At 70.1% G+C, this 23,704-nt stretch carries 23 protein-coding genes and 4 pseudogenes; 9 read left to right on the top strand and 18 right to left on the bottom strand.

The features are described 5' to 3' along the window. Positions 1 to 577: 577 nt before the first annotated feature. The gene (locus tag AB0946_RS26450) at positions 578 to 1,126 is read right to left on the bottom strand and encodes a hypothetical protein (protein WP_366763137.1); all 549 of its coding nucleotides are present in this window, start codon (positions 1,124 to 1,126) and stop codon (positions 578 to 580) included. A gap of 56 nt (positions 1,127 to 1,182) precedes the next feature. Here AB0946_RS26450 and AB0946_RS26445 point away from each other — a divergent pair, with 56 nt between their 5' ends. Beyond that, a complete protein-coding gene (locus tag AB0946_RS26445) occupies positions 1,183 to 1,953 on the top strand; it encodes a transposase (RefSeq protein WP_366763136.1) in 771 nt (256 codons plus the stop codon). 55 nt (positions 1,954 to 2,008) lie between these two features. Here the strand turns inward: AB0946_RS26445 and AB0946_RS26440 are convergent, their stop codons facing one another. The 3 genes from AB0946_RS26440 to AB0946_RS26430 form a co-directional block, all read right to left on the bottom strand. Continuing rightward, on the bottom strand, positions 2,009 to 2,566 hold the full coding sequence (locus AB0946_RS26440) for a hypothetical protein (protein WP_366763135.1): 558 nt from the start codon (positions 2,564 to 2,566) through the stop codon (positions 2,009 to 2,011). 368 nt (positions 2,567 to 2,934) lie between these two features. Next, the gene (locus AB0946_RS26435) at positions 2,935 to 3,633 is read right to left on the bottom strand and encodes an alpha/beta hydrolase (protein ID WP_366763134.1); all 699 of its coding nucleotides are present in this window, start codon (positions 3,631 to 3,633) and stop codon (positions 2,935 to 2,937) included. 479 nt (positions 3,634 to 4,112) lie between these two features. After that, positions 4,113 to 4,421 carry a hypothetical protein gene (locus AB0946_RS26430; protein ID WP_366763133.1) on the bottom strand — a complete coding sequence of 103 codons (309 nt, stop codon included), beginning with the start codon at positions 4,419 to 4,421 and terminating at the stop codon, positions 4,113 to 4,115. A gap of 371 nt (positions 4,422 to 4,792) precedes the next feature. Between AB0946_RS26430 and AB0946_RS26425 the strand changes: the two genes are divergently transcribed. From AB0946_RS26425 to AB0946_RS26410, 4 genes and pseudogenes are all read left to right on the top strand, one after another. Beyond that, positions 4,793 to 5,119 (top strand): hypothetical protein, encoded by a 327-nt coding sequence (locus AB0946_RS26425; protein WP_366763132.1) that lies wholly within the window; start codon positions 4,793 to 4,795, stop codon positions 5,117 to 5,119. Between the two features lie 264 nt (positions 5,120 to 5,383). Next, a pseudogene (locus AB0946_RS26420) lies at positions 5,384 to 6,376 on the top strand (amidohydrolase family protein); the annotation flags it as partial. Between the two features lie 473 nt (positions 6,377 to 6,849). After that, a complete protein-coding gene (locus AB0946_RS26415) occupies positions 6,850 to 7,785 on the top strand; it encodes an SAM-dependent methyltransferase (RefSeq protein ID WP_366763131.1) in 936 nt (311 codons plus the stop codon). A gap of 348 nt (positions 7,786 to 8,133) precedes the next feature. Further along, entirely contained in the window at positions 8,134 to 8,916 is a 783-nt protein-coding gene (locus AB0946_RS26410) for an alpha/beta fold hydrolase (RefSeq protein ID WP_366763130.1), read from the top strand. 112 nt (positions 8,917 to 9,028) lie between these two features. Here the strand turns inward: AB0946_RS26410 and AB0946_RS26405 are convergent, their stop codons facing one another. The 3 genes from AB0946_RS26405 to AB0946_RS26395 form a co-directional block, all read right to left on the bottom strand. Then, on the bottom strand, positions 9,029 to 10,321 hold the full coding sequence (locus AB0946_RS26405; RefSeq protein ID WP_366763266.1) for an MFS transporter: 1,293 nt from the start codon (positions 10,319 to 10,321) through the stop codon (positions 9,029 to 9,031). Positions 10,322 to 10,768: 447 nt separating this feature from the next. Further along, positions 10,769 to 11,500, bottom strand: coding sequence for a nitroreductase (locus AB0946_RS26400; RefSeq protein ID WP_366763129.1), 732 nt, complete (start codon positions 11,498 to 11,500; stop codon positions 10,769 to 10,771). Positions 11,501 to 11,514: 14 nt separating this feature from the next. Then, entirely contained in the window at positions 11,515 to 11,760 is a 246-nt protein-coding gene (locus tag AB0946_RS26395) for a hypothetical protein (RefSeq protein WP_366763128.1), read from the bottom strand. A gap of 764 nt (positions 11,761 to 12,524) precedes the next feature. On the opposite strand from AB0946_RS26395, the gene AB0946_RS26390 reads away from it, so the two are divergent. Both AB0946_RS26390 and AB0946_RS26385 read left to right on the top strand, forming a co-directional pair. Next, a complete protein-coding gene (locus AB0946_RS26390) occupies positions 12,525 to 13,058 on the top strand; it encodes a DUF4863 family protein (protein ID WP_366763127.1) in 534 nt (177 codons plus the stop codon). 128 nt (positions 13,059 to 13,186) lie between these two features. Beyond that, a complete protein-coding gene (locus AB0946_RS26385; protein WP_366763126.1) occupies positions 13,187 to 13,954 on the top strand; it encodes an IclR family transcriptional regulator in 768 nt (255 codons plus the stop codon). Between the two features lie 282 nt (positions 13,955 to 14,236). Here AB0946_RS26385 and AB0946_RS26380 read toward each other — a convergent pair whose 3' ends face one another. From AB0946_RS26380 to AB0946_RS26365, 4 genes and pseudogenes are all read right to left on the bottom strand, one after another. Beyond that, entirely contained in the window at positions 14,237 to 14,566 is a 330-nt protein-coding gene (locus AB0946_RS26380; protein ID WP_030939023.1) for a nuclear transport factor 2 family protein, read from the bottom strand. Positions 14,567 to 14,949: 383 nt separating this feature from the next. After that, positions 14,950 to 15,109: pseudogene (locus tag AB0946_RS26375) on the bottom strand (alpha/beta hydrolase); the annotation flags it as partial. Between the two features lie 38 nt (positions 15,110 to 15,147). After that, positions 15,148 to 15,426, bottom strand: a complete 279-nt coding sequence (locus AB0946_RS26370; protein ID WP_366763125.1) for an antibiotic biosynthesis monooxygenase family protein — start codon at positions 15,424 to 15,426, stop codon at positions 15,148 to 15,150. Continuing rightward, a complete protein-coding gene (locus tag AB0946_RS26365; protein WP_366763265.1) occupies positions 15,423 to 15,986 on the bottom strand; it encodes a cupin domain-containing protein in 564 nt (187 codons plus the stop codon). The genes AB0946_RS26370 and AB0946_RS26365 overlap by 4 nt, the downstream gene beginning before the upstream one ends. A gap of 349 nt (positions 15,987 to 16,335) precedes the next feature. Between AB0946_RS26365 and AB0946_RS26360 the strand changes: the two genes are divergently transcribed. Together AB0946_RS26360 and AB0946_RS26355 are read left to right on the top strand one after the other, a co-directional pair. Further along, positions 16,336 to 16,707: a RidA family protein gene (locus AB0946_RS26360; protein ID WP_366763264.1), complete on the top strand. Its 372-nt coding sequence runs from the start codon at positions 16,336 to 16,338 to the stop codon at positions 16,705 to 16,707. Between the two features lie 744 nt (positions 16,708 to 17,451). After that, positions 17,452 to 18,456, top strand: coding sequence for an aldo/keto reductase family protein (locus AB0946_RS26355; RefSeq protein WP_366763124.1), 1,005 nt, complete (start codon positions 17,452 to 17,454; stop codon positions 18,454 to 18,456). Between the two features lie 678 nt (positions 18,457 to 19,134). On the opposite strand, the pseudogene AB0946_RS26350 reads toward AB0946_RS26355, so the two are convergent. The 7 genes and pseudogenes from AB0946_RS26350 to AB0946_RS26320 all read right to left on the bottom strand — a co-directional run. Beyond that, positions 19,135 to 19,275: pseudogene (locus tag AB0946_RS26350) on the bottom strand (trypsin-like serine protease); the annotation flags it as partial. 48 nt (positions 19,276 to 19,323) lie between these two features. After that, positions 19,324 to 20,253 carry an aldo/keto reductase gene (locus AB0946_RS26345; RefSeq protein WP_366763123.1) on the bottom strand — a complete coding sequence of 310 codons (930 nt, stop codon included), beginning with the start codon at positions 20,251 to 20,253 and terminating at the stop codon, positions 19,324 to 19,326. A gap of 208 nt (positions 20,254 to 20,461) precedes the next feature. Beyond that, positions 20,462 to 21,928, bottom strand: a complete 1,467-nt coding sequence (locus tag AB0946_RS26340) for a catalase (protein ID WP_366763122.1) — start codon at positions 21,926 to 21,928, stop codon at positions 20,462 to 20,464. Continuing rightward, positions 21,898 to 22,419 carry a Fur family transcriptional regulator gene (locus tag AB0946_RS26335; protein WP_366763121.1) on the bottom strand — a complete coding sequence of 174 codons (522 nt, stop codon included), beginning with the start codon at positions 22,417 to 22,419 and terminating at the stop codon, positions 21,898 to 21,900. Before AB0946_RS26335 ends, AB0946_RS26340 begins: the two co-directional genes overlap by 31 nt. A 416-nt stretch (positions 22,420 to 22,835) precedes the next feature. Next, positions 22,836 to 22,924: pseudogene (locus tag AB0946_RS26330) on the bottom strand (IS5/IS1182 family transposase); the annotation flags it as partial. Between the two features lie 228 nt (positions 22,925 to 23,152). After that, on the bottom strand, positions 23,153 to 23,338 hold the full coding sequence (locus AB0946_RS26325) for a hypothetical protein (protein WP_366763120.1): 186 nt from the start codon (positions 23,336 to 23,338) through the stop codon (positions 23,153 to 23,155). Positions 23,339 to 23,440: 102 nt separating this feature from the next. Next, positions 23,441 to 23,704, bottom strand: a 264-nt coding sequence (locus AB0946_RS26320) for an alcohol dehydrogenase catalytic domain-containing protein (RefSeq protein ID WP_366763119.1), incomplete at its 5' end; no start/stop codon positions are given.

Below are 23,704 nucleotides of genomic sequence, written 5' to 3'. Positions count from 1 at the left end.
GACTTCGCCGCGCAGCTCGCGGCCCGCTTCTGAGTTCGCCCGGGCCTGCGGCCTCGTCACCGGCCGAGGGCGACTCCTGAGCGACGAGTACTCCAACTCGCCCCAGGCCCTGCTGAAGCGACCTCTGCGACCCTCCCATGACGGCCCCGGTGCCCTCAGCTGGCCCCGCCTCCGCCGCCGCGACCGGACGAGACCTCTTCGAACTCCGGGACGTCCTCGAACGCACACCACCGCCGCCGCCCGACATCCTGCTCTGTGAGTACTGCGGCCACCCGCCCCGACCGAACGTCGAGGCCGGCCCGGCTCCCTGATGGTGCTCGGCCCGATGTCGGCGCAGAGACGATCTCTTGAAGAGCGCACCCTTCAGCAACGGCATCCTCCCGGACCAGAAGCAGGTCCTGCCCTGCCCCGGCTGCGGAGCCCAGTTCATCCGCCCCGCGGTCAGCCCCCGCAGCGCCTGCTCACCTCGCTGCCATGGCAGAACATGCGTGCGCAACAGGCTGAGCTGCTCTTTACGAGAACCCTGACGCCATCGAAGACAACGACTCCGAAGCAGGTGAGCCGACCGGGTCTGCCCCTACGATTCAGCATCTGCCTGGCGAGCTGTCATCCAGTGTTCCTCGAACTCGCTCCGGCTGATCTCTTCTCTCGGCAGCACAGGGTCGAAAGGGTCCACGATCGGTGGGTTGTACGGCCAATCGTCAGGGCCGCTGCGCACGGCGGTTCCGTCCTCGGCCAACTCCACTTGGCGAATCCGACGCCCATCGGACCCCACCTCCATCAGATACACGACCGGTTCATCGCCCTCCTCGTCCCAGCGGCGCCGCAGGAATACGACGTCCCTCCCTGCAAGCGCACCGAAGCCTTCACACTCACGTTGGGCGTCACGCTTGGCGCACAGATCATCCAGACCTGGAGGCATCCGAGGACCGTCGATGTCGACTTCCTCCAGACCCTCATCCTGAAACCGGGTCACAGTGTCCGGGTCGGTGACCACCTCAACCCAGGCGAACGTTTCGAGGACCTCCCGCTTGGAACGCGCTCGGACCCACCACCATGAACCGCCCATTCCATAGTCGTGCAGAACGAGGAAGGGGCGCTTGTGCGCGTCAGCGTGGTCGGTCATGAAGGCTGAGCCTAAGGGCTTTCCCGTAACCGCTGGTCGGGTGTCATGATCTTGCCGTGTCTGGTGTGATTACGGCGTCGGAGCCGTCTTGGATAGCCCCGTTCACTGGATTGAGCCCACAGCAGTTCGGCAAGTTGGTCACCGCGCTACGCCGCGAAGGTGTGGCCCTGACCTGCAAGGGCAGGCCGTGGAGCCTGCCGCTGCAAGACCGGGTTCTGCTGGTCACCGTGTACTGGCGGACGAACCTGACGCTACGGCAACTCGCCCCGCCGTTCGGGGTGTCAAAGTCTGCTGCCGTCCGGATCGTCGAGCATCTCGGGCCGCTACTCGCGCTGCGACAACGCAAGCGGTTCCGCAAGGAAGCCGTGCTGATCGTGGACGGCACCCTGATCCCCACTCGTGATCACACGGTTGCCGTGTCGTCGAAGAACTATCGGTACTCCACGAACCACCAGGTCGTCATCGACGCCGACACCCGTCTCGTCGTCGCCGTCGGCAAGCCAGTCCCCGGCAACCGCAACGACTGCAAGGCTTGGGAACTGTCCGGCGCCAAGGCAGCTGTCGGCCGCACCACGGTGATAGCCGACGGCGGCTACCGAGGCACTGGCCTGATCATCCCGCACCGACGGGAACCAGGTCAGGGCAACCTCCCGGCCTGGAAAGAGGACCACAACTCCTCCCACCGCAAGGTCCGTGCACGGGTCGAGCACACCTTCGCCCGCATGAAGACCTGGAAGATCCTCCGAGACTGCCGCCTCAAAGACGCCGGCGTCCACCACGCCATGCTCGGGGTCGCTCGCCTGCACAACCTCACCCTCGCCGGGTGACCGGCAAGGCAACAGCCAGGACAGCCAGCACGACAGAGACCAGGAAGCAGGGTGGCTATAACTCCTCTCTCAATCGCGCCCAGGTGTGAGCGTCCAGGGAGTCATGGGGGCCCATCCGGGAGAGTTCGACGCCGTTGCGTCCCAAGGCCACAATCGCGGGACGGACTCCGCGGCTGATACGGGGAGAGGTCCAAACAGCGATGAGACTGCGCTGCTGGGGAACCTTGATCCGGCGAGCACCGATGAGAACGTGACTCACATCCCGCCCGAGGCGCACTTTGACGCAACTGATCCACGGGGCCGCGGTGATGGAGGGCGGAGGATCAAGGGTGCGGGCGAGGCTGAGCACGCCTGCTCCGTTGCGAACGTCGAGCACATCGACGTCGACAGGATCGTCTCCGGAGCCACTACCGCCCCCGACGTACCGCCACTGCTCGCCGAACCACTCCACAAGCGCAACGTGCTCACGCATCCGCGACGACTTCGGACGCCACAGGAGCCAGATCGCCCCGACACCGGCAGTGCCGTCGATATCGGCCGACACCACGGTCAGCACGCGCCGCGGAATCCACCACTGTTGCGGCTCATCTCCCGCCAGCGCCCGCTTCACCACGCCCCGCAGAAAACTCTCCCACCGGGTCCCGCCCACACGGCCTCTCCCCATGCCTGCATGCGCCTGCGATACCCGGCACGCGAGAGCATCAAGCCCGATGCCGCTGAGGCAGATGCCTCAGAAAGGGAAAGGTCGAAACATCTGTCGCTTCCGACTTACCTCCACGCTCCCTGCACGACGCCGTGGCGCGAAGTGTCCGAACAGACGTATGTGCCACGAATCCGGACACGTCTCGGCGGGCGAACGACGGCCGACCGGCCCCGGTGGCCGCCACCGGGCGAAGGTCTCGCCGGTTAGCCGGGCTCGGGTTCCCGAACGACTGCGCCCGCACCGGGCAGGGGGCAGGCCGATGCGGACAACGCCCCCGGTCAGGCGGTTGCTCTGCGTGCGATCTCGGTGAGGAGGTCGGCGCATTCTTCGGGCATGGACAGGAAGGGCGAGTGGTGGCTGGGCAGGCGCAGCACTGCTCCGGCGCGGCGGGACATGTCTTCCTGGAACTGAGGGAGGAGAGCTCGGTCCTCCTCACAGATGACATAGGTGGAGGGGATCGTGTGCCATCCCGCGCGGGTCAGCGGTTCGCAGAACGACTTCACGCTCTGCGACACCAGCTCCTCCGCTGCCGCCTCGGCCACGGCCCGCGGCAGGTCACCGTACAACGTCGTGGTCGGCTCACCGAGCAGCGGCTGGAAGCCCCGCGGTTCGTCGGGTACGGACCCGCCGTGGTAAGCCAGGAGGGACTCTCCGATGTCGAGCTGGTAGGCCGCCAGGTAGACGACGTGCGTGACACCGGTTGCCTCGGCGATGGCCTGGCTGACGGGCACGCCGCCATAGGAATGCGCGATCACCACCACTGGGCCCTCGATCGCGTCCAGCGCACGCCGCACTGCGCGGGCGTCTTCGTGGATGCCGGCGGTCTCGTCGCCGGCGCTGGGCAGGTCGACGACGTGGGTGATCCAGCCGGCGGTGTCGAGGACTGATCGAAGCCGGTCCCAGCAGCCGGATCTGTGCCAGGCGCCGTGTACCAGGAGCAGGCTGGGCAGGTCCGTGTTCGTTTTGTTGGTGGTCATGGTTACGTACGATGCCGACAGGCCACCATTCCAGCCGCCGTGATCCGGTCGTCAACCACCCGATTCGAGACACGCGAGGGGGTACCGGCCTCCCGGCCGCCCAGGCCAGGCACCGTCCCGCGTTCTGCGCGGCCTTTCGGTCGACGCCTGACCAGCCCGTGAAGTCCGTCGTGGAGTCCACGCCGACCAGAGACAAGTCCGGCTTGCCCTGGCTAGCGGATTCGGCGATCAGTCCCTCACTCGCCCAGCAGGAGCGTCGGCCCCAGGCCCGGGACACGGCGACGCTCCGGGACGCTCAGCGCGTTCATCGCACGAGTACCGACACCCGGCTCGGCTCCGCCGCGGCCCTGGGACACGTCTTCCCGAGCACTGACACAGCCAGCCCCAGCCCCAGCCCGGTCCCGGACGGGCCGCGCCGAGCCGCGTCGTCGGAGGGGTGTCGGCGGCGACCGCCGGCGACCCGCGACCGCGCCGGTCGCCTACAGAAGGCACCACGACATCGGAGGGAGGCGCCGGACCCGGGCCACACTGCGGCGGACCAGCGGGTGGGACGACGCGGCGAGGCGGCGCATCGCGTCGGCGTCGCCGTGCAGGTCCTCCACCCAGGGCAGTGTGCGCGACATCTGCGTCAGGTCGAAGTCGTTGCGGACCGCGGCACGTTGCTCCTCGGTGAGGTCGGGGCACAGCGCCACCGCGGAGCGGTTGTCGCCCTGCGGGTCCTCCGCCAGTACGGCGACCCCGTGCGCACCCAGGCCCGGATTGGCGGCCAGCGCCCGACGTACCTCCACCTCCCCGTCCCGGATCAGCTCCGCCTTCAGCTCGGGCGCGAAGCGGCACCGTTCGAGCGCCCGCCACGGGTCGGGCAGGGCGGCGAAATCCCGCGAGGCATGGGCACGTCGGTGTGGTGGGCGAGCAGCGCAGCCGTTCGCACCGCGTCGTCGGTGTCGGCCAGCAGCCGCTCCCGCAACGCAGGAGGTGCCTGTGCCATCGGGGGAGGCGTTCGAAGTCTCAACCCGTCGGCACACGGCGTGCCAGTTCGTCCTGCGGGCAGTGGACGCCGTCGCAGTCGTGGCAGTGCGCGGGCCGTCGGAGAGAGCCGTCGGTCGACAAGGTCCCGCCGGTCGCCGGCGTCGTCGGCAGGCCGCAGCGACGGCCGGACATGCTGTTGGCGGACCGCGGCCAAGACCACGACAAGTACCAGCGGCTGCTGTGGCAGCGCCGCATCCGCCCCGCGATCGCCGAACGAGGCCGGTCACACGGCACCGGCCTGGGCATCTCCCGCCGGGTCGTCGAACACACCATCTCCTGGCTCCACGGCTTCCGGATGTGGGCGGAGGCCGCCTTCCCGGGCGGGGCGGTGTCCGGCGCGACCGCGGGCGATCGAGCCGCGCTGAGCACGGAACCGCGGATCACCGGTCAGTACTCACCCGCGCGTCTCGGAGTCACGGCAGTCAAACGCCATATGCCCCGCCCGCACAACGGCTGACCGCGTGGCGGGTGCGACGACCGGGGCGCCACTACCGACTCGCGCTTCCCCAGTCACGCGACTGATGCCCCCGGCCGCCCGCCTCCCCACACTGGCTGCGACGGTTCACCGGTGAACACGGCGCATTCGCATACGAGTTCACCACCGAGCCCGACCCGCACGACGCGTCCCGCTCGTCAAGGAAGAACAGCGCCGCGTGGCGCCAACGCGGTTCCTCCGCACCGCGGAACCGATCGACCTTTCCCATCCGAAGGAGGCACAGGCGTGACAAGCGTGCCCGTCGGCGGCGTCGAACCACTCGCCGCAGCGGACGGCGCCGCCGATCTGGTGGTGCGCAACGCGAGATACACACCGGCGATCCGCACCGTCCGCAGGCCGAGGCATTGGCCATCACCGACGGCCGGATCACGGCCCTCGGGGACGACCGCGACATCGCCCCGTTCGTCGGAGGCTCCACCCAGGTCGTCGACGCCCTCGGCCGCCGCGTGATCCCCGGGCTGAACGACGCTCATCTGCACGTGATCCGCGGCGGGCTCAACTACGTGCTGGAGCCGCGCTGGGACGGCGTGCCCACCCTGCGCCGGGCACTGGAGATGCTGAGGGAGCAGGCCGGCCGCACACCGAAGGGCCAGTGGGTGCGGGTGGTTGGAGGCTGGACGGCCGAGCAGTTCGCCGAACGGCATGCCCACCCCCGCCGAGCTGAACGAGGCCGCCCCCGACACCCCGGTGTTCGTCCTGCACCTGTACCAGTCGGCGATCCTCAACCGGGCCGCCGTCAAGGCCGCCGGACTGACCCGCGACACGCCCGACCCGCGCGGCGGCCGGATCGTGCGGGGCGGGGACGGCGAACCCACGGGCATGCTGCTCGCCGCGCCCAGCGGGCTGATCCTCTACTCCACTCTGGCGAAGGCGCCCGTCCTCGACGCCGCGGACCAGGGGCTCTCCACCCGCCACTTCCTGCGCGAACTCAACCGGTTCGGCCTGACCTCGGCGATCGACGCCGCTGGCGGCCTCCAGTCCTTCCCGGAGAACTACGAGACGGTCACCGAGCTCGCCCGCCGAGGCGAACTGACCCTCCGAATCGCTTACCACCTGTTCCCGCAGACACCCGGGCAGGAGCTGAGCGACCTGAAGCGGTGGATGGGCATCGTCCGGCCGGGCGACGGCGACGCGTGGCTGCGCCTGAAAGGGGCGGGGGAGAACCTCGTCTGGGCGGCTGCGGACTTCGAGAACTTCGCCCAGCCCCGCCCATACCTTCACCGCGCTTTCCCTGGGCCACCTCGGCACGACAGGTCAATGACTCGCCCAAGGGGCATGAAGCTCGTGGCGACGGACTTGGCTCTTCCTCGCATCGGCATCCGACTGGACGGCCGGACGCCGGCACGGTCGACCTCCCGTACGGCACGGCCGGGAAGGTCGACGTGGAGCCCGCGTGGGAGGAGTTCGGCGACGCCGTCGCCGAGTCGGGGCGGGCAAGCGGCTCCACTCGTGCGATCCCGAGCCGCCGGGCCCCCGGCCACGACAACGCCCCCGCCACCTCGGCGCATGGCCGACGGCTGTGGGGAGAGCCGACGGAACGGAGGAGGGATCCACCGCCAGGTTCGCGCGGTGGGGCGAGACGGTCTCGCCGCTCGTCCTGGGTGCCGGTCCCCGAGTCCTGGGCCGTCGAGACGAACGAAGGACACCCCGGGCCGGTCGCGGCCGGCCGTCAACGGAACGGAGAGGTACACGTGCAGCGTGAGACGTCGCATCAGCCACAAGGGCGGGCGGACGAGGGGCAGGTGATCCTGCCGGGGGACGTCGGCTGGACCGGGCTGATGACGGCCCACATGCGGGCGATCGAGTCGGCCCGGCGGGACCGGCTGTTCGACGACCCGCTGGCGACGGCGGTGGTGGACCTGGCCCGCCACGCCATCCGCACGGAGCCGGACGGCGCCCTGCCGACGGGACCCAAGGACGATCAGGGGGAGTTGACCGAGACCTGGTACATGCTGTCGACGTTCCTCGGCGTGCGCACCCGGTACTACGACAGCCGGGTCACCGCGGCCTGCGCCGCCGGCATCCGCCAACTCGTCGTCATGGCAGCGGGGTTGGACGCGCGGGCCTACCGTCTGGAACTGCCCGCGGACACCACGGTCTACGAGGTCGACACCGAACCGGTGCTGCGCTTCAAGGAGAGCGTGCTGACGCGCACACGCCTGGAGCCCACCGCGCGTCGCCGCACGGTCGTCGCCGACCTGCGCGGCCCCTGGGAGGCGGCGCTGACCGGCGTCGGGTTCGACCCCGCGCTTCCCACCATGTGGCTGGTGGAGGGGCTGTTCATGTACCTGAGCGGCCCGCAGTCCGAGCGGCTTCTCGGTGGTCTGACCCGATTCAGCGCCCCCGGCAGCCGCCTCGCGCTGGAGTACTACGAGTCCATTCCGCGCCCGGAGGACGTGTCGACGGTCGACGCGGCAGAGGAGGCGGTCATCGCCCGGATCCTGAGCTTCTTCCAGGACGGCCCGCCCACCCCGCCCGACCGGTGGCTGCCGTCCCACGGCTGGCGCCCGGAGGTGACCACGCTGGCCGCCGAGATCACCGCGCGGGGTCGGGTGATCCCGGAGATGTTCCGCAAGGGACGCCCGCACGAGGTGAACCTCTGGCTGGCGCACGGAACGCTGGGATGAACACGCGCCCGCCGCGCCGCCTCGCGGGGCCGGCGCGGCGGACGCCCGCGCGGTCGGACGTCGCTCGTGGCGACATCGGTGCGCTGTGCCTTTGGTGGTCGCGGACAGCCCGGCGGCGGGCCGTCGGCCCACGCGGATCACATGTCCGGCACACCGCGGTCGGTGACGTCGTACAGGAGCCGGCCGCGGCATTCCGTCTCACAAACGCCCCGAACAGGCACGTGTGGCGCTCAGTCAGGGCGGCGAGCACGCCGTGGCATCCCTCCGCGGGATGCCATGCGGCACCAGTGCGGTCGTCACGGGACACCGCCATCGTTGACATGCGGCAAACAGGAAGGAAATACCGCAATGCCCCCGACCAGCAGGCGAGTCCAGTTCACCGGATCCCAGGGCACGCCGCCCGCGGCGCGACTGGAGCTTCGCGAGGCGGTGCCCCGGGCGTACGCCGTGTTCGCGCACTGCTTCACCTGCGGCAAGGACACGTTCGCCGCAGCGAGGATCTCACGGGCGCTGACGGAGTACGGGATAGCGACGCTGCGCTTCGACTTCACCGGACTCGGTGAGTCCGGTGGCGATTTCGCGGACAGCACGTTCAGCTCCGACGTGGACGACCTGGTGCACGCGGCGAACCACCTGCGTGACCACTTCGCGGCGCCCTCCCTGTTGGTCGGCCATTCGCTGGGCGGCGCGGCGGTGCTCGCCGCGACGCACCGAATCCCTGAGACCAGAGCGGTGGCGACCATCGGCAGTCCGGTGTCGCCCCAGCACGTGGTGCACAGGTTCGAGGACGACCGGGCGACGATCGAGCGGCGCGGCGAGGCGGAAGTCGACCTGGGCGGCAGGACCTTCCGCATCCGCCGGCGCCTCCTCGAGGATCTCGCCGCCCAGCCGCAGCGGGAACGCATCCACCGACTGAACACGGCGTTGCTGGTCATGCACTCCCCGACCGACGAGACGGTGGAGGTGGACAACGCACGGCAGATCTTCGACGCCGCCCGTCACCCCAAGTCCTTCGTCGCGATCCCGGGCGCGGACCATCTGCTCACCGACCGGCCCGACGCCGCCTACGTGTCCGCCGTGCTCGCGGCCTGGGCCACGCGCTACCTCGCCGGTCCCGAGCAGCCGTGGTGACGCCGCGCACCCTCCCTGCCGGACATCGTGCCGGCCCGTGCCGGACACGGCGCGGGCGGCGCAGCCGTTCACCCGCGACGGCAGGGGTGAACGGCTGCGACCGAACCGGCCTCTAGGCCGCCGCGCGGCTGGTGGGCAGGTCGCCACCGAGGCTGTCCGGCAAGGCGGCGTCGGCGGTCCGGACGGTGCGGGAGACCTTGCTCAGGGCGACGACGACCAGGCTGGCCACCAGGAAGGCACCGGCCATCGCGAGAAGGACCACGCGCACGGCGACTCCCGAGTCCAACGCGACGCCGACGAGCAGGGGGCCGGCGATTCCACCGATGCGCCCCACGCCGAGGGCCCAGCCGATGCCGGTGGTGCGCATTCTCGGCGGGTACAGCACCGCCGCCAGCGCGATGACGCTCATCTGACCACCCGTGACACAGGTCCCGGCGAGGAACGCGGTGAGGAGCAGGCCGCCCGCCCCACCGTCGACGGCCGCGCCGAGCAGCACCACGAACACCGCCCCGAGCAGGTAGACGACGCCCAGCGTCCCGAAGGGGCCGTGCTTGTCCATCGACGGTCCGATGAACGTGGCCGCGACGATCCCGCCGACCGTGGTCAGCGCGGTCGCGGCGACGGCGGTCGACTGGGAGTGGCCCAGCTGGGCGAGGACGCTGGGAAGCCAACTCTGCATGGAGTAGAACACGGCGAGGTTCAGCATGAACGCCAGCCACAGCAGGGCGGTGCCGGGCAGCCTGTGCCGCCGGAACAGTTCCAGCAGCGGCGCACGCTCGGTGGTGACCGCGTCGGCCTCGCGGCGCTCGGGCGCGAGGACCCGTGTGTCCGGGCCGAGGTCCGGTGCGAGACGGCGGAGCGTGGCGTGCAGCCGGGAGTCGTCCGCCGAGCGCAGGCGCAGGTGGGTCGGGGAGTCGGGCAGGGCCCGCAGCAGCGCCAGGAGCAGCAGCAGGGGCAGGACGCCGCCGACGACGAACACGGACCGCCATCCCCAGGCGGGGATCACCACCTGGGAGATGAGCCCGGCTGCGACGAACCCGGCGGCCAGCCAGCAGTAGAGGTGCATGACGAACGTCGAACGCCGCCGCGCCGGCGCGTACTCACTGGCCAGGGCCACCGCGCTCGGGATCGCTGCCCCGAGGCCCGTACCGGTCAGGAAGCGCAGGACGAGCAGCTGTGGGGCACTCTCCGCCACGGCGCACAGCAGCGTCAGGGCTCCGAACCACGCGACGGACCAGATGATGAGCCGGCGGTGGCCCGTTCTGCCGGCCAGCGGTGCGAGGAGGAGATAACCGGCCATGAGCCCGGCGACCGAGGCCGAGAAGACCGGGCCGAGGGTGGAGGCGGTCAGATGCCAGTCCCGGGCGACGACCGGGGCGGCGTAGCTCATCGCCTGTGTGTCCAGGCCGTCGACATCACCGAACCGGTCATGGTCAGGAGCAGGTAGTGGAACCTGCCGACGGGCCGCTGGTCGATCAGAACGTCGAGACGCACCGAGGCGTCGCGTGGAACCTACGAGGACACGGAGATCCCACCTTTCAGGTGTGGCGAGGGCCTACTCGGCCATTCGCGCGGGGACTGCGCGAAGAGGGGAGGCGTAAGGAAGAGAGGAGGCGTAAGGAAGAGGGGAGGCGGATGAGGGCCGGAGGCGTACGAGACTCCTGGGCGGGCACGGCAGGAGCCACGGCGCGCGCCGCACGGCGGCGTGCCTGCCGCGGAGCACGGGGACGTGGGGAACGTGCCGCGGAGTGCGGGGACGCGTGGCCCGCGGCCGGTCTGCGGAGGGCCGGTGTGTGGCCGTCCACGGGGGACGGGGACGCGGGGGAAGACGTCCGACGGGCTCGAGAGGCCTCTACTCGGCTTCGTCGCCGTGGAAGGTCGCGAAGGAACCGACGGGTTCGCGCGGGGTGCGCAGCCGGTTCAGGCGGTGCGCGCGGTCGGCGTACCCGAGGGCGAGTCCGCAGACGATCAGCTGGTCGTCGGGGATCAGCAGGTGTCGGCGCAGCACCGGGGAGAAGTCGATGAGCGATGCCTGGGGACAGGTGTCCAGGCCGTCGGCGCGAGAAGCGAGCATCAGGGCCTGGAGGAACAGGCCCGCGTCCACGAGGGCGCTTTGCAGCGGATGACGGCTCGTCGTGAGGATGATGCCGACGGGTGCACCGAAGAAGTCGTAGTTGCGCCGGTGATGGTCGAGCCGGGCGCCGATGTCGTCCGCGCCGATCCCCAGCGTGTCACGGTACAGGCCCTCACCGAACCGGCGGCGGCGTGAACGGAACGGCTCCCGCCATGCGTCCTGTTCGGGCTGGTAGTCGTAGTCCCGTCCCCGCCCGTCGCCGTCGGCATGGGCCCGCAGGAGGTCCGCGGTGAGTGAACGTTTCGCCGCCCCGGTGACGACGTGGACCTGCCAGGGCTGGCAGTTGGAGTTGCTGGCGGACCGGGCAGCCAGAGTCAGGAGCCGCTCGACTGTGGACCGGGGGACGGGCGTCGGCAGGAACGCGCGCACGCTGCGCCGGCTGCGGAGGGCGTCCTCCACCGTGACCCGGGGCGGGGCCGGGACCGGCGCCGCGGCCGGGGTGTGGTTCATGGTCGTTTCCATGGTCAGGCCGTGGACGGCACGAGGTGACCGGCCGGTGCGGGGGAGGGCACGCTCGTCGTCGCGCCCCGGACGCCGGGGTGGCCCGTCACGGCCGCGCGGCTGGTCACGGCCGTGTGGCCCGTCGTTTCGCCCCTGGCGGCCGCGAGGTGGTCCCCGGTCAAGGGGATCGTCCGGGTTCGGGCGTTCCGGTCCCCGGCGGCGTCGGGGACCGGGACGATGTGGTCGGTCGGCTCCGGAGCAGTCACCATCGCGAACTCCTCGCTTTCGGTCGCGTCACCACGCTCTGTGGTTCGCGTCACGCTAAAGGTGAGTTCTGTTACGGTCAAGAGCTGTAAAGAAAGTCGGACTTGTCTCCCTGCGCCTGACGGCAGTTGTGCTGCGGCCGGCGCACCGGGGTCCCGGAGTGTGCTGGTGCGGTGGGGGAATGAATGGGCAACCCGGCTCTGGTCGCCTTGATCGAGGAGTGATCATCCGGGCCACGCGCAAGCGGCTGGCCACCGATGTCTACTCCGCATGACGATCGGTGGCATTGTCGTCGATGCCGACGTCACGCGGCCGACATGTACCGGGGAACAAGCGACCTCGTCATCGACGCGTTGGGGTACGAGCCGCGCAAGCAGCGCGAGGCCTGCCCTCCGCTGGACATGGAGCGGTTGGCCCCTCGTGACGCTCGCGCTGACGCGCCGCGGTGCCGTGCGTGCGGACGTGCACCTCAACATGGTCGTCACCTGTGTTTCGGCAGCTGCTTCGCCGACCACCTGCGGGCCGGCCGGGAGGTCCCGGCCGACTTCGCGGAACGGGTCGTCGCCACGGCCTGGCCGGCACTCGGCGTGGGTGGCGAGGCCCGTTCCGCCCGAGGGGGCCCTCCGGGGTCGCGCTGCTGAGCGGCCGCAGTCCGGGCGTGCGGGGGTGATCGCCTGCCGTACCGCTTTCGTTACAGGTATTGACTGTAATGAAATGCCGAGGCATGGTTCTGGATCAGACCAAGTGGCGACACGAGAGGACTCCACGCATGAGCGAGGACAGCCGCAAGGCGCTGATCGAGCGCAGCATCCCGTTCCTGGCCGAGGTCAGGAACCGCACGGCCGGCAAGGACCTGGAGAGCTGGCTGAACACCACCTACGGCCCGGACAGCGAGCTCTACCAGGACCTGGCGCGCCTGATCAAGATCGGTGTGCTGGAGGAGGGCTGGGCGGCGAACATCGAGGTCGACGGTCCTCGCTACCGCCGCAGCCTCATCGCCGAACCGACGGAGGAGACGCACTACTTCAGCATCACCGCCGTCTACATGGACAGCGTCGAGCGCTACCGGGGCCAGTACCACGCGCACCCCTACGGTGAACTGAACCTCGTCGTCCCGATCGACCCCGGCGCCGAACTGGCGGGACCGAACGGCTGGCAAGGACCGGGCTGGACCGCGCCCGCCCCAGGCAGCCACCACTACCCCGAGGTCCGGGGAGGCGCACTGATCGCCCTCTTCTACCTGCCCGCCGGACGCATCTCCTACGACATCCGTCCTTCCCGGTCCGCCGATGCCGCCGCGTAGTACGGCGCCACGAGGGGCCAGTAGGGTACGGCGCCCCGCCGCCGTGAACGGATCCCGGCGGCCCGGGGGCACTCCGTCGGGGCCTCCGGCGGCGGCCGTGGACCGGGCCGGGCGAACGGAGACGGGACATGGCGCGTTCCCCGGCCGGTGAGTCGGTGCTCGTCCGTGCCGCACGCGTCCTGGTGGCGTTCGGTCATGACAGCCGGGTGCTGACCGTCGCCGAGATCGCCCGCCGGGCGGCCCTGCCCGTACCGACGGCACACCGCCTGGTCGCCCAGCTCCTGGACGTCGGCTTCCTGGAGCGCACCGAAGGGCACGGAGTGCGCGTGGGCCTGCATCTGTGGGAGATCGCCTCTCTCGGCGCCCGGGCCCTGGACCTCCGGGAGGCCGCCATGCCCTTCCTGGAGGACATCCACGCAGCGACGCGGCAGCACACCCAGCTGACCGTGCTCGACGGGACCGACGTGCTCGTGCTCGAGTGGCTCAGGGCCCGTGAGGCCCTCCCGGGACTGCGCCTGCACGCCGGGCGCCGGATACCCGCCCACGCGGCGGCGGCCGGCGCCGTGCTGCTGGCGCACGCCGAGGCCCGGGTCCAGGAGGAGGTCCTCGCCGGACCGCTGACGAGGCTGAGCGATCGAACGCCGACGGAGCCGAGCGACCTGCGCAGTCTGTGGGCGCATGCCCGTCAGCGGGGTTACGCCGTGTGCGACGGCTTCGTCGACGCTCGGGCGACAGGCATCGCCGTCCCCGTACCGGGGAGGAACGCCCGGCCCGTCGCGGCGATCGGTGTCGTCGTCCCCGCCGATGAGGCCCGGCCCATGGAGCTGGTCCCGGCGCTGCTGGCCGCGGCCCGTGGTATCGGACGGGCGCTGAGCACCCCCGCGCCCCCGGGGTGATCGGTCGCTCGCCCGGACACGGCGCAGTCTCCACGCCTGGCCGGACATCGCACCGACCGCGGCTCCTGAAATGCACCGGCCGGGTCGCGGAGATGCGGGCGGCGGCCCACCCGCCGCCCGGAGGCTGAGCCAGGCAGACCGTCGCCCGCACGGCCATTCCTCCCCGTTCCGAGCAGCCCGACGCTGCTGGGAGTGACGCTCTACGCCGAGCAGCCCCGTACGGGGCCGTGGATCCTGTCGGCTCTGCTCGGTGGCCGCGGTGCAGCACCGCTCGCTGCGGGGTCAGCCGATGCGGAGGTCGGCGATCAGGCCGTCGCGCAGACGGAAGGTCATCGGTCCCGTGCCGTTGTACCGGTTGCTGGTGACCGCGAGCGTGACGACGTAAGTGTCCCGGTCGGGACCAGCCACCGCGTCGACCAGGTCGAAGTGGGCCTGGACTCCGATGTTGTCGGTTCGGTCCCAGTCGCGCACGTGGTCGCGTCCGCGGAACTCGCGCCCGTAGTCGTAGAGATGGGCGTCCTCGGTGAAGGCGGAGGCGAAGGCCTCGCTGTCGCCGCGGTTGGTGGCGTCGATGAAGGTGCGGATGGCGGCCGGGACCTCGACTGCGGTCATGGTGGTCTCCTTTCGGTCGGGCGTTTGCTGACGTAGGGCCGTCGGCGCTGCCGGCAGGCCATGGCGTTGAGGGTGCCGGTGGCCTCGTCCGGCGTGCTCGGCGTGCCCCCTTCGGGAAGGGTGCTTCCCCCGAGCTCCCTTTCGCCCGCGATCGGCGCCCCGTGCCCGCTCCCATCGTGGCGCCCGCCGGGTGGTCGGGCCATCAGTCATCCGACGGTGGATCACGGCGGTGGCCGGTCGGTCGCGGTACGAGGCCGGCCGATCGCGACAGGCCGGGGAAGAGCCGCGCTGCGCAGGTCCGCAGCGCAGGCACGGAGCAGCCGCTCACCCTGGGCCGGCCGCACCAGCGCCAGGTCGGACGGCCAGGGGCCCGCGGGCCGGTTGTCGGCCGTTCCGCGCAGGATCGGAGCCGGCACGTCGACGGCGGAGACGTCGCCGTGGAAGTCGGTGCACCAGGTCGTCGGCGCTGCGGCGACCGCGATGGGCACCGCATCCGGCAGCCACCTTCCAGCCGGTGCGCACGGCTGCTTCGCTGAAGCGCGTGTCCTGGCCCCTTCCCGCCGCGGACGACCGCGCCACGCTTACGTGTGCTCCACCTCGGGCGGCGTCGCGAAGTGGGGACCTGCCAGGGCCCGCCACTGGCGGAAACCGTCGGAGGCGCGGAACGTCACGGTGTGGTGCTCCACGCTCTCCCAGCACACGACGCGGCGGTAGCGCCGCGGATGCTCCACGACGCGGTGCAGTGCGATGCCGCGGCGGCCGGCCGCGTCGAGGAACACCGGGATGGCCTCGGCAACCGCCTGCTCGAACGCCTCCTCGCTGCCGGGCCGGACGTCGATCCGGGCGACCTCCGTGATCACGGCTGACCTCCCGTCCCGGTCTCCGGTTCGGCGGGCCGCGTGTGTTCGGCGTCGACGCGGGCGGTGGCCCCCGTCGCCACGATGGTCCGGGTGGCGTCCACCGAGGCATACGTCCACAGGGTCCGCAGGGGGGCGGTCGTGGAGGCGTTTCGGAAGCGGTGCGGTGTACCGGCGGCGACGTACGTGGTGTCGTACGGGGACAGCCGGTGCTCAGTGCCGTCGATCTCCACCACCGCGTCACCCTCGAGGACGACGACGCTCTCCGCGCAGTCGTGGGTGTGCGGGGGGATCCCCGTGCCGGGTCCGAACAGGGTGATGCCGTTCAGGAAGACCTGCGCGCCGACCGCCCGGGTGACCAGGGAGTGGTGCTGACCCCGCCACCGCGCTGGAACGCCGGCAGTTCGGCGGGGCGCAGCACGGCGGGCGGGAAGGAACCGCAGGGTGCGGTTCGGCGCGGGCCGGTCCGCCGTGGCGGGGCCGATCCACACGGTCTTGACGTTGACGAACTCGCGGATGCCCTCAAGTCCCAGCTCGCGCGTTCCCACCCGCTGGAGCGGCATGGCCACCGACCGCCCGTCGACCGCCTACGTCGCCTACCCGAACGGCTCGGGGACGATCGTCGGCTTCAACTGACACCACCTCGCCCGCCTCACGGACGTCACCGACGCCGGCGCGCAGAGCCGGATAGGAAACACCTCTAAGCAAGATGACCGATGCCCGATCGGAACGAGGCCTGAAAGGTTCGACGGAGCCGGCGCACAGGCAACGAAAGGAAAAGCCATGTCCCTCGTCTCCCGTAGATCGGTAGCCAAAGCGGCCGCTGTCGCAGGAGCCGCCGCACCGGTCGGCTGGGCACTGGGCGCCCAGGAGGCCCAGGCCGCTGGCCGGGCGGAGGCGTTCGGCTTCGGTATGCCGTGGGAATCCCTGTACGGCTACAGCCAGGCGATGCGGGTCGGTGACACGCTGTACGTCTCCGGACAGCTTTCCCACGACCAGGACGGCAACTTCGTCGGCGTGGACGACTTCGAGCTCCAGGTGAGGACGGCACTGGGCAACCTCGACGTGGTGCTGCGGCACTTCGGGGCCGGGCGCGACCAGATTGTCGAGACCACGGTGCTGGTCAGGAATCTGCGGGACAACTTCGATGTCACCGCGCGCCTCCACGCGGAGTACTTCGGCCGGCACCGCCCCACCAGCACGGTGATGGGTGTCTCAGATCTCGCGCTGCCGGACCAGCTGGTCGAGATCGGCGCTGTCGCCCGCCTCGACGTGAAGGCATAGCCGTCCCGGACGAGCCGGACCCGCCCCGGACACCAGGTCCGGCCGGGGCGCGGGTGGCAGCCGCCGGGACGGGCGCGATGGCACCCACGGGCCTCGATCGGGTCGATGAACGTGGTCGTCCGGGACCTGACGGCCTGACGACCGCTGCCGGCGTGTGACCGTCGCTGGCCCGCAGGCGCTGCCGGTCGCCGTCCCTGTGGCGGCCGGCAGCGCCTGCGGCAACCTCCCGTCGCAGCGAACGGCGATGACCGCCAAGGGGTCGCCACCCACTACGGCGGTCCCGCCCGGGTCCGTGTCGATTCGCCAGTCGGCCCACGGGCGGAGCTGGTCCGTCCGCTCCAGCATCAAGCCCGCCGTGCGGCAGCTGCCACGGCGCCAGATCATGGTGCACCTATGTGAGTGTCTGTTGGGGTTTACGGCTGGTGCGCTACATCTCAACCCAGGTTTTGCTTGTTGACAAGACATAAGTTGGGGTTGTTGTCGACACAACCGCCCATCCGCACCCTCCCGGAGCCACCCGTGCAACGCGTCGTTCAGTTCACCGACCGCCGCCAGGCCGAGACCGCTGAGGAGGTCGGAGCTGAACCGTCGCCCGGCCACCCGAGAGTCCGCACCCGTTACTCGTGCGTCTCAGCGGGCGCGCGCTCCTTCTGACGCGCCTGCAGTGGCCCGACGAACACCTGCCAAGTCCTCCTGCACCCGGCTGCGCCGACGGTGCACACGCACCACCGAAGGATTGCTCTCATGGAGTACCGTCACCTCGGCCGCAGTGGCCTGGTCATCAGCGAGATCGCCTACGGCAACTGGCTCACCCACGGCTCGCAGGTGGAGGCGGACGCGGCCACCGCTTGCGTCCATGCGGCGCTGGAGGTGGGCATCACCACCTTCGACACAGCCGACGTCTATGCGGCGACACGCGCCGAATCGGTCCTGGGGGAGGCACTGAAGGGCGAGCGCCGCGAGGGGCTTGAGATCTTCACGAAGGCCTACTGGCCGACCGGTCCGGGGCGCAACGACCGGGGCCTGTCACGCAAGCACCTCATGGAGTCGATCGAGGGGTCGCTGCGCCGGCTGCGGACCGACTACGTGGATCTGTACCAGGCGCACCGGTACGACGTGGCCACGCCGCTGGAGGAGACGATGGAGGCGTTCGCCGACATCGTGCACTCCGGCAAGGCCCACTACATCGGTGTCTCCGAGTGGCCCGCGGAGCAGATCCGGCGCGCCCACGCGCTGGCGCGGGAGCTGCGCATCCCCCTGGTGTCCAACCAGCCCATGTACAACGCCCTGTGGCGGGTCATCGAGGCGGAGGTCGTGCCCGCTTGCGAGGAACTCGGCATGGGTCAGGTGGTCTACTCGCCGATCTCGCAGGGAGTGCTGACGGGCAAGTACCAGCCCGGCGCCCGGCCCCCGGAGGGCTCGCGGGCCACCGATGACAAGGGCGGGGCCGACATGATCGCGCGGTGGATGCGCGACGAGGTGCTCGAGGCCGTGCAGCAGCTGAAGCCGCTGGCCGCCGAGGCCGGGCTGTCCCTCGCCCGACTGGCCGTCGCGTGGGTGCTGCAGAACCCCAACGTCTCGGCGGCCATCATCGGTGCCTCACGGCCGGAGCAGGTCGTGGAGAACGCCAAGGCGTCCGGCGTCGTGCTGGAGGCCGACCTCATGGCCCGTGTCGAGGAGGTGCTGAAGCCGGTGGCGGTCACCGACCCCAAGCGGGTCCACGACAATGTGCCGGAACGCCGCCCCTGAGCCGACAGGACCTCGCGAGCGATCGGAGGGCCGTCCTGGCAGGTGTTCCCCTGGAGCATCGCTGACGGTCACGCCTGGAGGACTGCCCTGCCAAGTCACGGCCGCACCCGTTGTGCGTCCGCAGGCGGAGAGCACCAGATCGCCCGCGAACTTCCCACCTCCGGCAGACTCGTGAGGTCACACAGGACCGGCTCGACGCCGTGCGTGTGCGCTTGCCGATGCCCGGGGCGTGAGGCCCGGCCCACCCGGGCATGTCCCCGGGCGGGCAGGGCGGGCAGGGCGGGCCGGCGCGGCCCGCCGATACCTTCGGTGGAGATGAGGAGCAGGCGGTCCCAGCCGTGGAACTCAGCCGTCGGCTCCCGGCCGGCCCCGGTCGTCGCGCACCCGGAACGGCCGGCGCGGCCGGCGCCGTGGACGTCGCTCAGGGCGGCGCTCGTCGAGGTCGGGCAGTGCACTTGACCGCCCCGCCCGGCATCGTCGGCATCGTGCTCGTGTGGTTCTGGCGGGCATGGCGAGCCTCGCCTCGGCCTGCGCGTCACCGGCGCACGAGCGCGTCCGAGGCGGCGGCGCCCAGTGCGGTGCACGGGGGTGCCGCCGCCGGTCGGCAACCGCGTCAGGAGTCCACCAGCTCAACCACGCCCGGAACGGCAGGGAGGCGCGGTGCTCCTGTGCACCGGCTCAGAGCAGGCTGACCCCGTAGACGCTCAGCGCCTCGGTGACCGGCTGGAAGAACGTGGTGCCGCCCGAGGTGCAGTCACCGCTGCCGCCGGAGGTGAGGCCGATGGCCTTGTTTCCGTCGTAGAGCGGGCCGCCGGAGTCGCTGTGCCAGTGGATCCTGACACCCCAGGATCCACTTCGCCGCACACCCTAGGGCACGATGTGGCCGGCCGCGCGGAAGAGGCGATACCACTCCTCGCGGGTCAACGGGAGCTCCGAGCCCGCAGCCGACTCGGCCACCCGAGCAGGGTTGGTCGTCCCGAGCACCACCTGCATGTTCGCTGGATGACGAGTGATCCACGCGACGGCGATCCCGGTCGGAGTCACTTCGTACTTCGCGGCCAACTCATCGAGAGCGGCGTTCAGTTCCGCGTAGTTCTCGAGGTCGCCGATGAAGACCCCGTCGAAGAACCCCTTCTGGAACGGCGACCACGCCTGGAGGGTCATCCCCCGGAGGCGCGAGTAGTCCAGCAAGCCGTTGTCGCGGTCGACCGACTGGCCGAGACCCGCCATGTTGGCGGCGATTCCGGAGGCGATCATCGGGCAGTGGGTGATACTCAGCTGCACCTGGTTGGCCACGAGCGGCTGGCGCACCGCCGTCTTGAGCAGTTCGATCTGTCCCGGCGTGTGGTTGGACACGCCGAAGTTCACGACTTTCCCTGCCGAGTGGAGTTCGTCGAAGGCTGCTGCCACTTCCTCCGGCTCCACGAGGGTGTCGGGACGGTGCAGCAGGAGCACGTCGAGGTACTCGGTTCGCAGGGCCGCCAGCGACTCGTCGACGGAACGCACGATGTGCTCTTTGGAGAAGTCGAAGAAGCCGGGCCTGATGCCGACCTTGCTCTGGATGACGATCGACTCCCGCTCCGCGGCTGAGAGTTTCACGGCCTGCCCGAACCTCGCTTCGCATGCGTGGCGAGTGGGGCCGTAGATGTCCGCGTGGTCGAAGGCGTTGATCCCGGCGTCCCGGGCGCTGCCGTAGAGAGCGCGGATGTCGTCGTCCGAGAGGTCGGCGATGCGCATCAGCCCCAGGACGACGTTCGATGCCCGTATCTGGGTCTGGGGGAAAGAGATCATCTTCATGGGACCATCCTGTCCGTTCGTGCCGAGGCAGCGCCAGTGACCCGGAGGAGGTCGTGGACCTGATCCCTTCCACCGACTCGGTGAGTACCGTGCCCTTGGGCCGGACCAGTTCCGTGACCGAAGCCTGCCTCGCACGGACGCCTTCGGCCTGCCCCTCGGGGTCGCCAAGGGGCAGGCCGGCCGGGACTGGTGTCTGTCCGGTGACGACTCAGAGCGCGCCGAAGGCCTCGCAGGCCTTCCGCACACCTTCGCCGTAGGCGGGATCCGCCTTGGTGCAGTTCTCGATGTGCCGCAACACCGTCGCCTTCCGCGCGCCCTTGATGGCGCGTGCGGTGTTGTCGAACAGAGCCTGCTGCTCTTCCGCGGTCATCAGTCGGAACAGGTCACCGGGCTGGGTGAAGTAGTCGTCGTCGTCCTCACGGAAATCGAAGCGATCAGCTGTGGAGCCGATGGCCAGGGCGGGGTCGGCGTAACCCGGCTGCTCGGCCCACCGGCCGAAGTTGTTGGGCTCGACGCCCGGGACGCTGCCTTGGTTGCCGTCGACGCGCATCGTCCCGTCGCGGTGGTACGTGTTGACCAGTCTGGCACCACGCGGGTAGTTGACCGGGATCTGGTGGTGGTTGACGCCGAGCCGGTAGCGTGCGGCGTCGCCGTAGGAGAACAGCCGGCCCTGCAGCATCTTGTCCGGGCTGTAGGAGATGCCGGGGACGAGGTTGGCCGGAGTGAAGGCGGCCTGCTCGACGTCGGCGAAGTAGTTGTCCGGGTTGCGGTTGAGCTCGAATTCCCCGACCTCGATGAGCGGGTAGTCCTTCTTGCTCCAGACCTTGGTGAGGTCGAAGGGGTGGAATCGATAGGTTGCCGCGTCGGCCTCGGGCATGACCTGTACGAAGAGGGTCCACTTCGGGAAATCGCCGCGTTCGATGGCCTCGTACAGGTCCCGCTGGTGAGATTCGCGGTCCTGTGCGATGACGTTCGCCGCCTCCTCGTCCGTCAGGTTCTCGATGCCCTGCTGGGTACGGAAGTGGAACTTGACCCAGTGCCGTTCGCCGGCGGCGTTGATCAGGCTGAAGGTGTGCGAGCCGAAACCGTGCATGTGGCGGTAGGACTTGGGGATCCCGCGGTCACTCATGACGATGGTGACCTGGTGCAGCGCCTCAGGGAGGTTGGTCCAGAATCCCCAGTTGTTCTCGGGGTCGCGGAGGTTGGTGCGAGGGTCCCGCTTGACCGCGCGGTTGAGGTCGGGGAACTTGAGGGGGTCGCGGTGGAAGAAGACCGGCGTGTTGTTGCCGACGACGTCCCAGTTGCCTTCCTCCGTGAAGAAGCGCACCGCGAAACCGCGGATGTCGCGCTCCGCGTCGGCGGCGCCCCGCTCGCCCGCGACGGTGGAGAACCGGGCGAACATCTCGCACTCGTTGCCGACCTCGCTGAAGATCGCCGCCTTGGTGTAGCGAGAGATGTCGTGCGTGACCCGGAACGTGCCGAACGCTCCGGAACCCTTCGCGTGCATGCGCCGCTCGGGGATGACCTCGCGGTCGAAGTGGGCGAGCTTCTCGATGAGCCACAGGTCCTGCAGCAGCAGCGGGCCACGGGCGCCGGCGCTCATGCTGTTCTGGTTGTCCGTTACGGGTGCTCCCGCCGCCGTGGTCAGCGGTTTGGTGTTTTCCTCGAAGGCCATCTCGTTTCCTTGACACTGGTGGGCGGTGTGTTCCGGTCGCGTTGTGGATCGATGGAGTCGGCGCATGAATCGGTGGAGTCGGCGCATGAAAGGCACACGCCCCAGAAGAGCACTTCGGCTTCCTGCACGACGAAGCCGTCGGTGGCTGACGGTGTCAGGCAGGGCTGTCCTTCGACGGCGCAGTCGGTGTCCGCGACGGCACCGCACGTGCGGCACACGACATGGTGGTGGTTGTCACCGGTGCGCAGCTCGAAGAGAGCGGGTGAACCGGCCGGCTGCAACTTGCGCACGATACCGACATCGCTCAGTGCCGCCAGCACGTCATAGACGGCCTGGAGCGACACCGTCCCGATCTGCTCTCGTACGGTGCGAGCGACGAATCCGGCGTCGGAGTGCGGGTGCTGCTCCAGTACCTGGAGCACGGCGGTGCGCTGCGCGGTGACGCGAAGGGATGCGTCCCGCAGTCGTGCCGCTGGGTCTGTGCCGGCCATCCAACACCACCTCACTGCTTCCGTAGCCGGTCCGCCAGGGTGGGCCGAACCGTGGCTCCGGCGCGCTCGGGAGCTCGCGAGCCGACGGTCTATCGTCATGCCGACCGGGCGGTGCTCTCTCGATCGTCTCGACGAGGACGGACCTGCCGAAGTGCTCGTGGAACGCCGACGACCATCCGTGTCACGCCAACTTGACTTGTTCAAGTGTTGGGGTGGTTCGGGCCTTGGGGCCACCGCGTCCACGGACGGCCGGCCCACAGATTCGGACACGCGTGGTGTTGTCCGCCAAGGTCTCGTACCCACCCGCCAGCCGCTCGGCCGAGCGGGAAACGGCTCGGCGCGGCACTTCCTGCATTGAACGCGGCCAGGAAACCCAACTGGTCCCGCTGTGTGGTCGACTTTTTCGGCACCACCGGGTGCGGTTGGTCCGACACACCTGCCTCGTTCCAGACGGTCAGGCGCCGCCAGCAGGTCTCGCCCGAGCCAATGCCAGCTCCTGGGGCAGATGACACCGCGGTCGGCCCACCACCAGTTCCGGACCTGGCTGGGGCAGCAATGGCCCGGTCAGCGACCGAAGTTCGCGCACGTAAGCCCGGGGATGCGCTTTGCAGGTCAGGCGAGTCGGAGCCGTCAGTCTTGGTCTCTTCGTAGCGACTCCACGAAGCATCCGGCAGCCGCAACGAGGGTGGCCCCCGCCGTGATGGCGAGGGGCCATGCCGGTAAGGGGCGACGGTCAGCCGCCGAGGTCACCGGCGAGAAGCCGGACATCATCGAAGCCCGCAAGGCGCTTCACGCCCTCAAAGGGTTCCCGCTGTTCTGCTGGGCCTCCGACGGCATGGTCGACAAAGGTCACCCCTGGCACACCGGCCAGAGCTGCCTCGACCTGCTCGCGGGTGAGCGCGCTCAGCGTGATAGTCATTACCCCTGCTGTAATGCGACATGCGCTGAAATGGCGTGCTGATGGTACCGATACGCCCACGCTCCGGGTGTGCTCGGACGATCTCGATGCGGGCAGCAGTGGTCATGGCGCCACACCGGCCCGGATCGAAGGTGACCAAGCCCTACTCGCGGCTGAGAAGCTTGTGGCCGGTCGGCGCACACCAGGAGAAGGAGTGAGGGTCGCAACGAGCACCGCGTACTCGGCGTAGCCGCCGTCGGTGACGACACCGGTGATCCGCTTGCTCGGGCACAGGATCTGCTCGCCGCGCACGCAGTAGTCGCAGTGGCCGCAGGAGTCGTACAGGAACTGGGCACCCACCGCGGTGCCGACCTCGGGCCAGGTGAC

Source organism: Streptomyces sp. NPDC046870 (assembly GCF_040704595.1).
Taxonomy (GTDB): domain Bacteria; phylum Actinomycetota; class Actinomycetes; order Streptomycetales; family Streptomycetaceae; genus Streptomyces; species Streptomyces argyrophylli.
The sequence above is the reverse complement of the archived record's forward strand: the minus strand, read 5'-3'. Positions and strand labels throughout refer to the sequence as shown.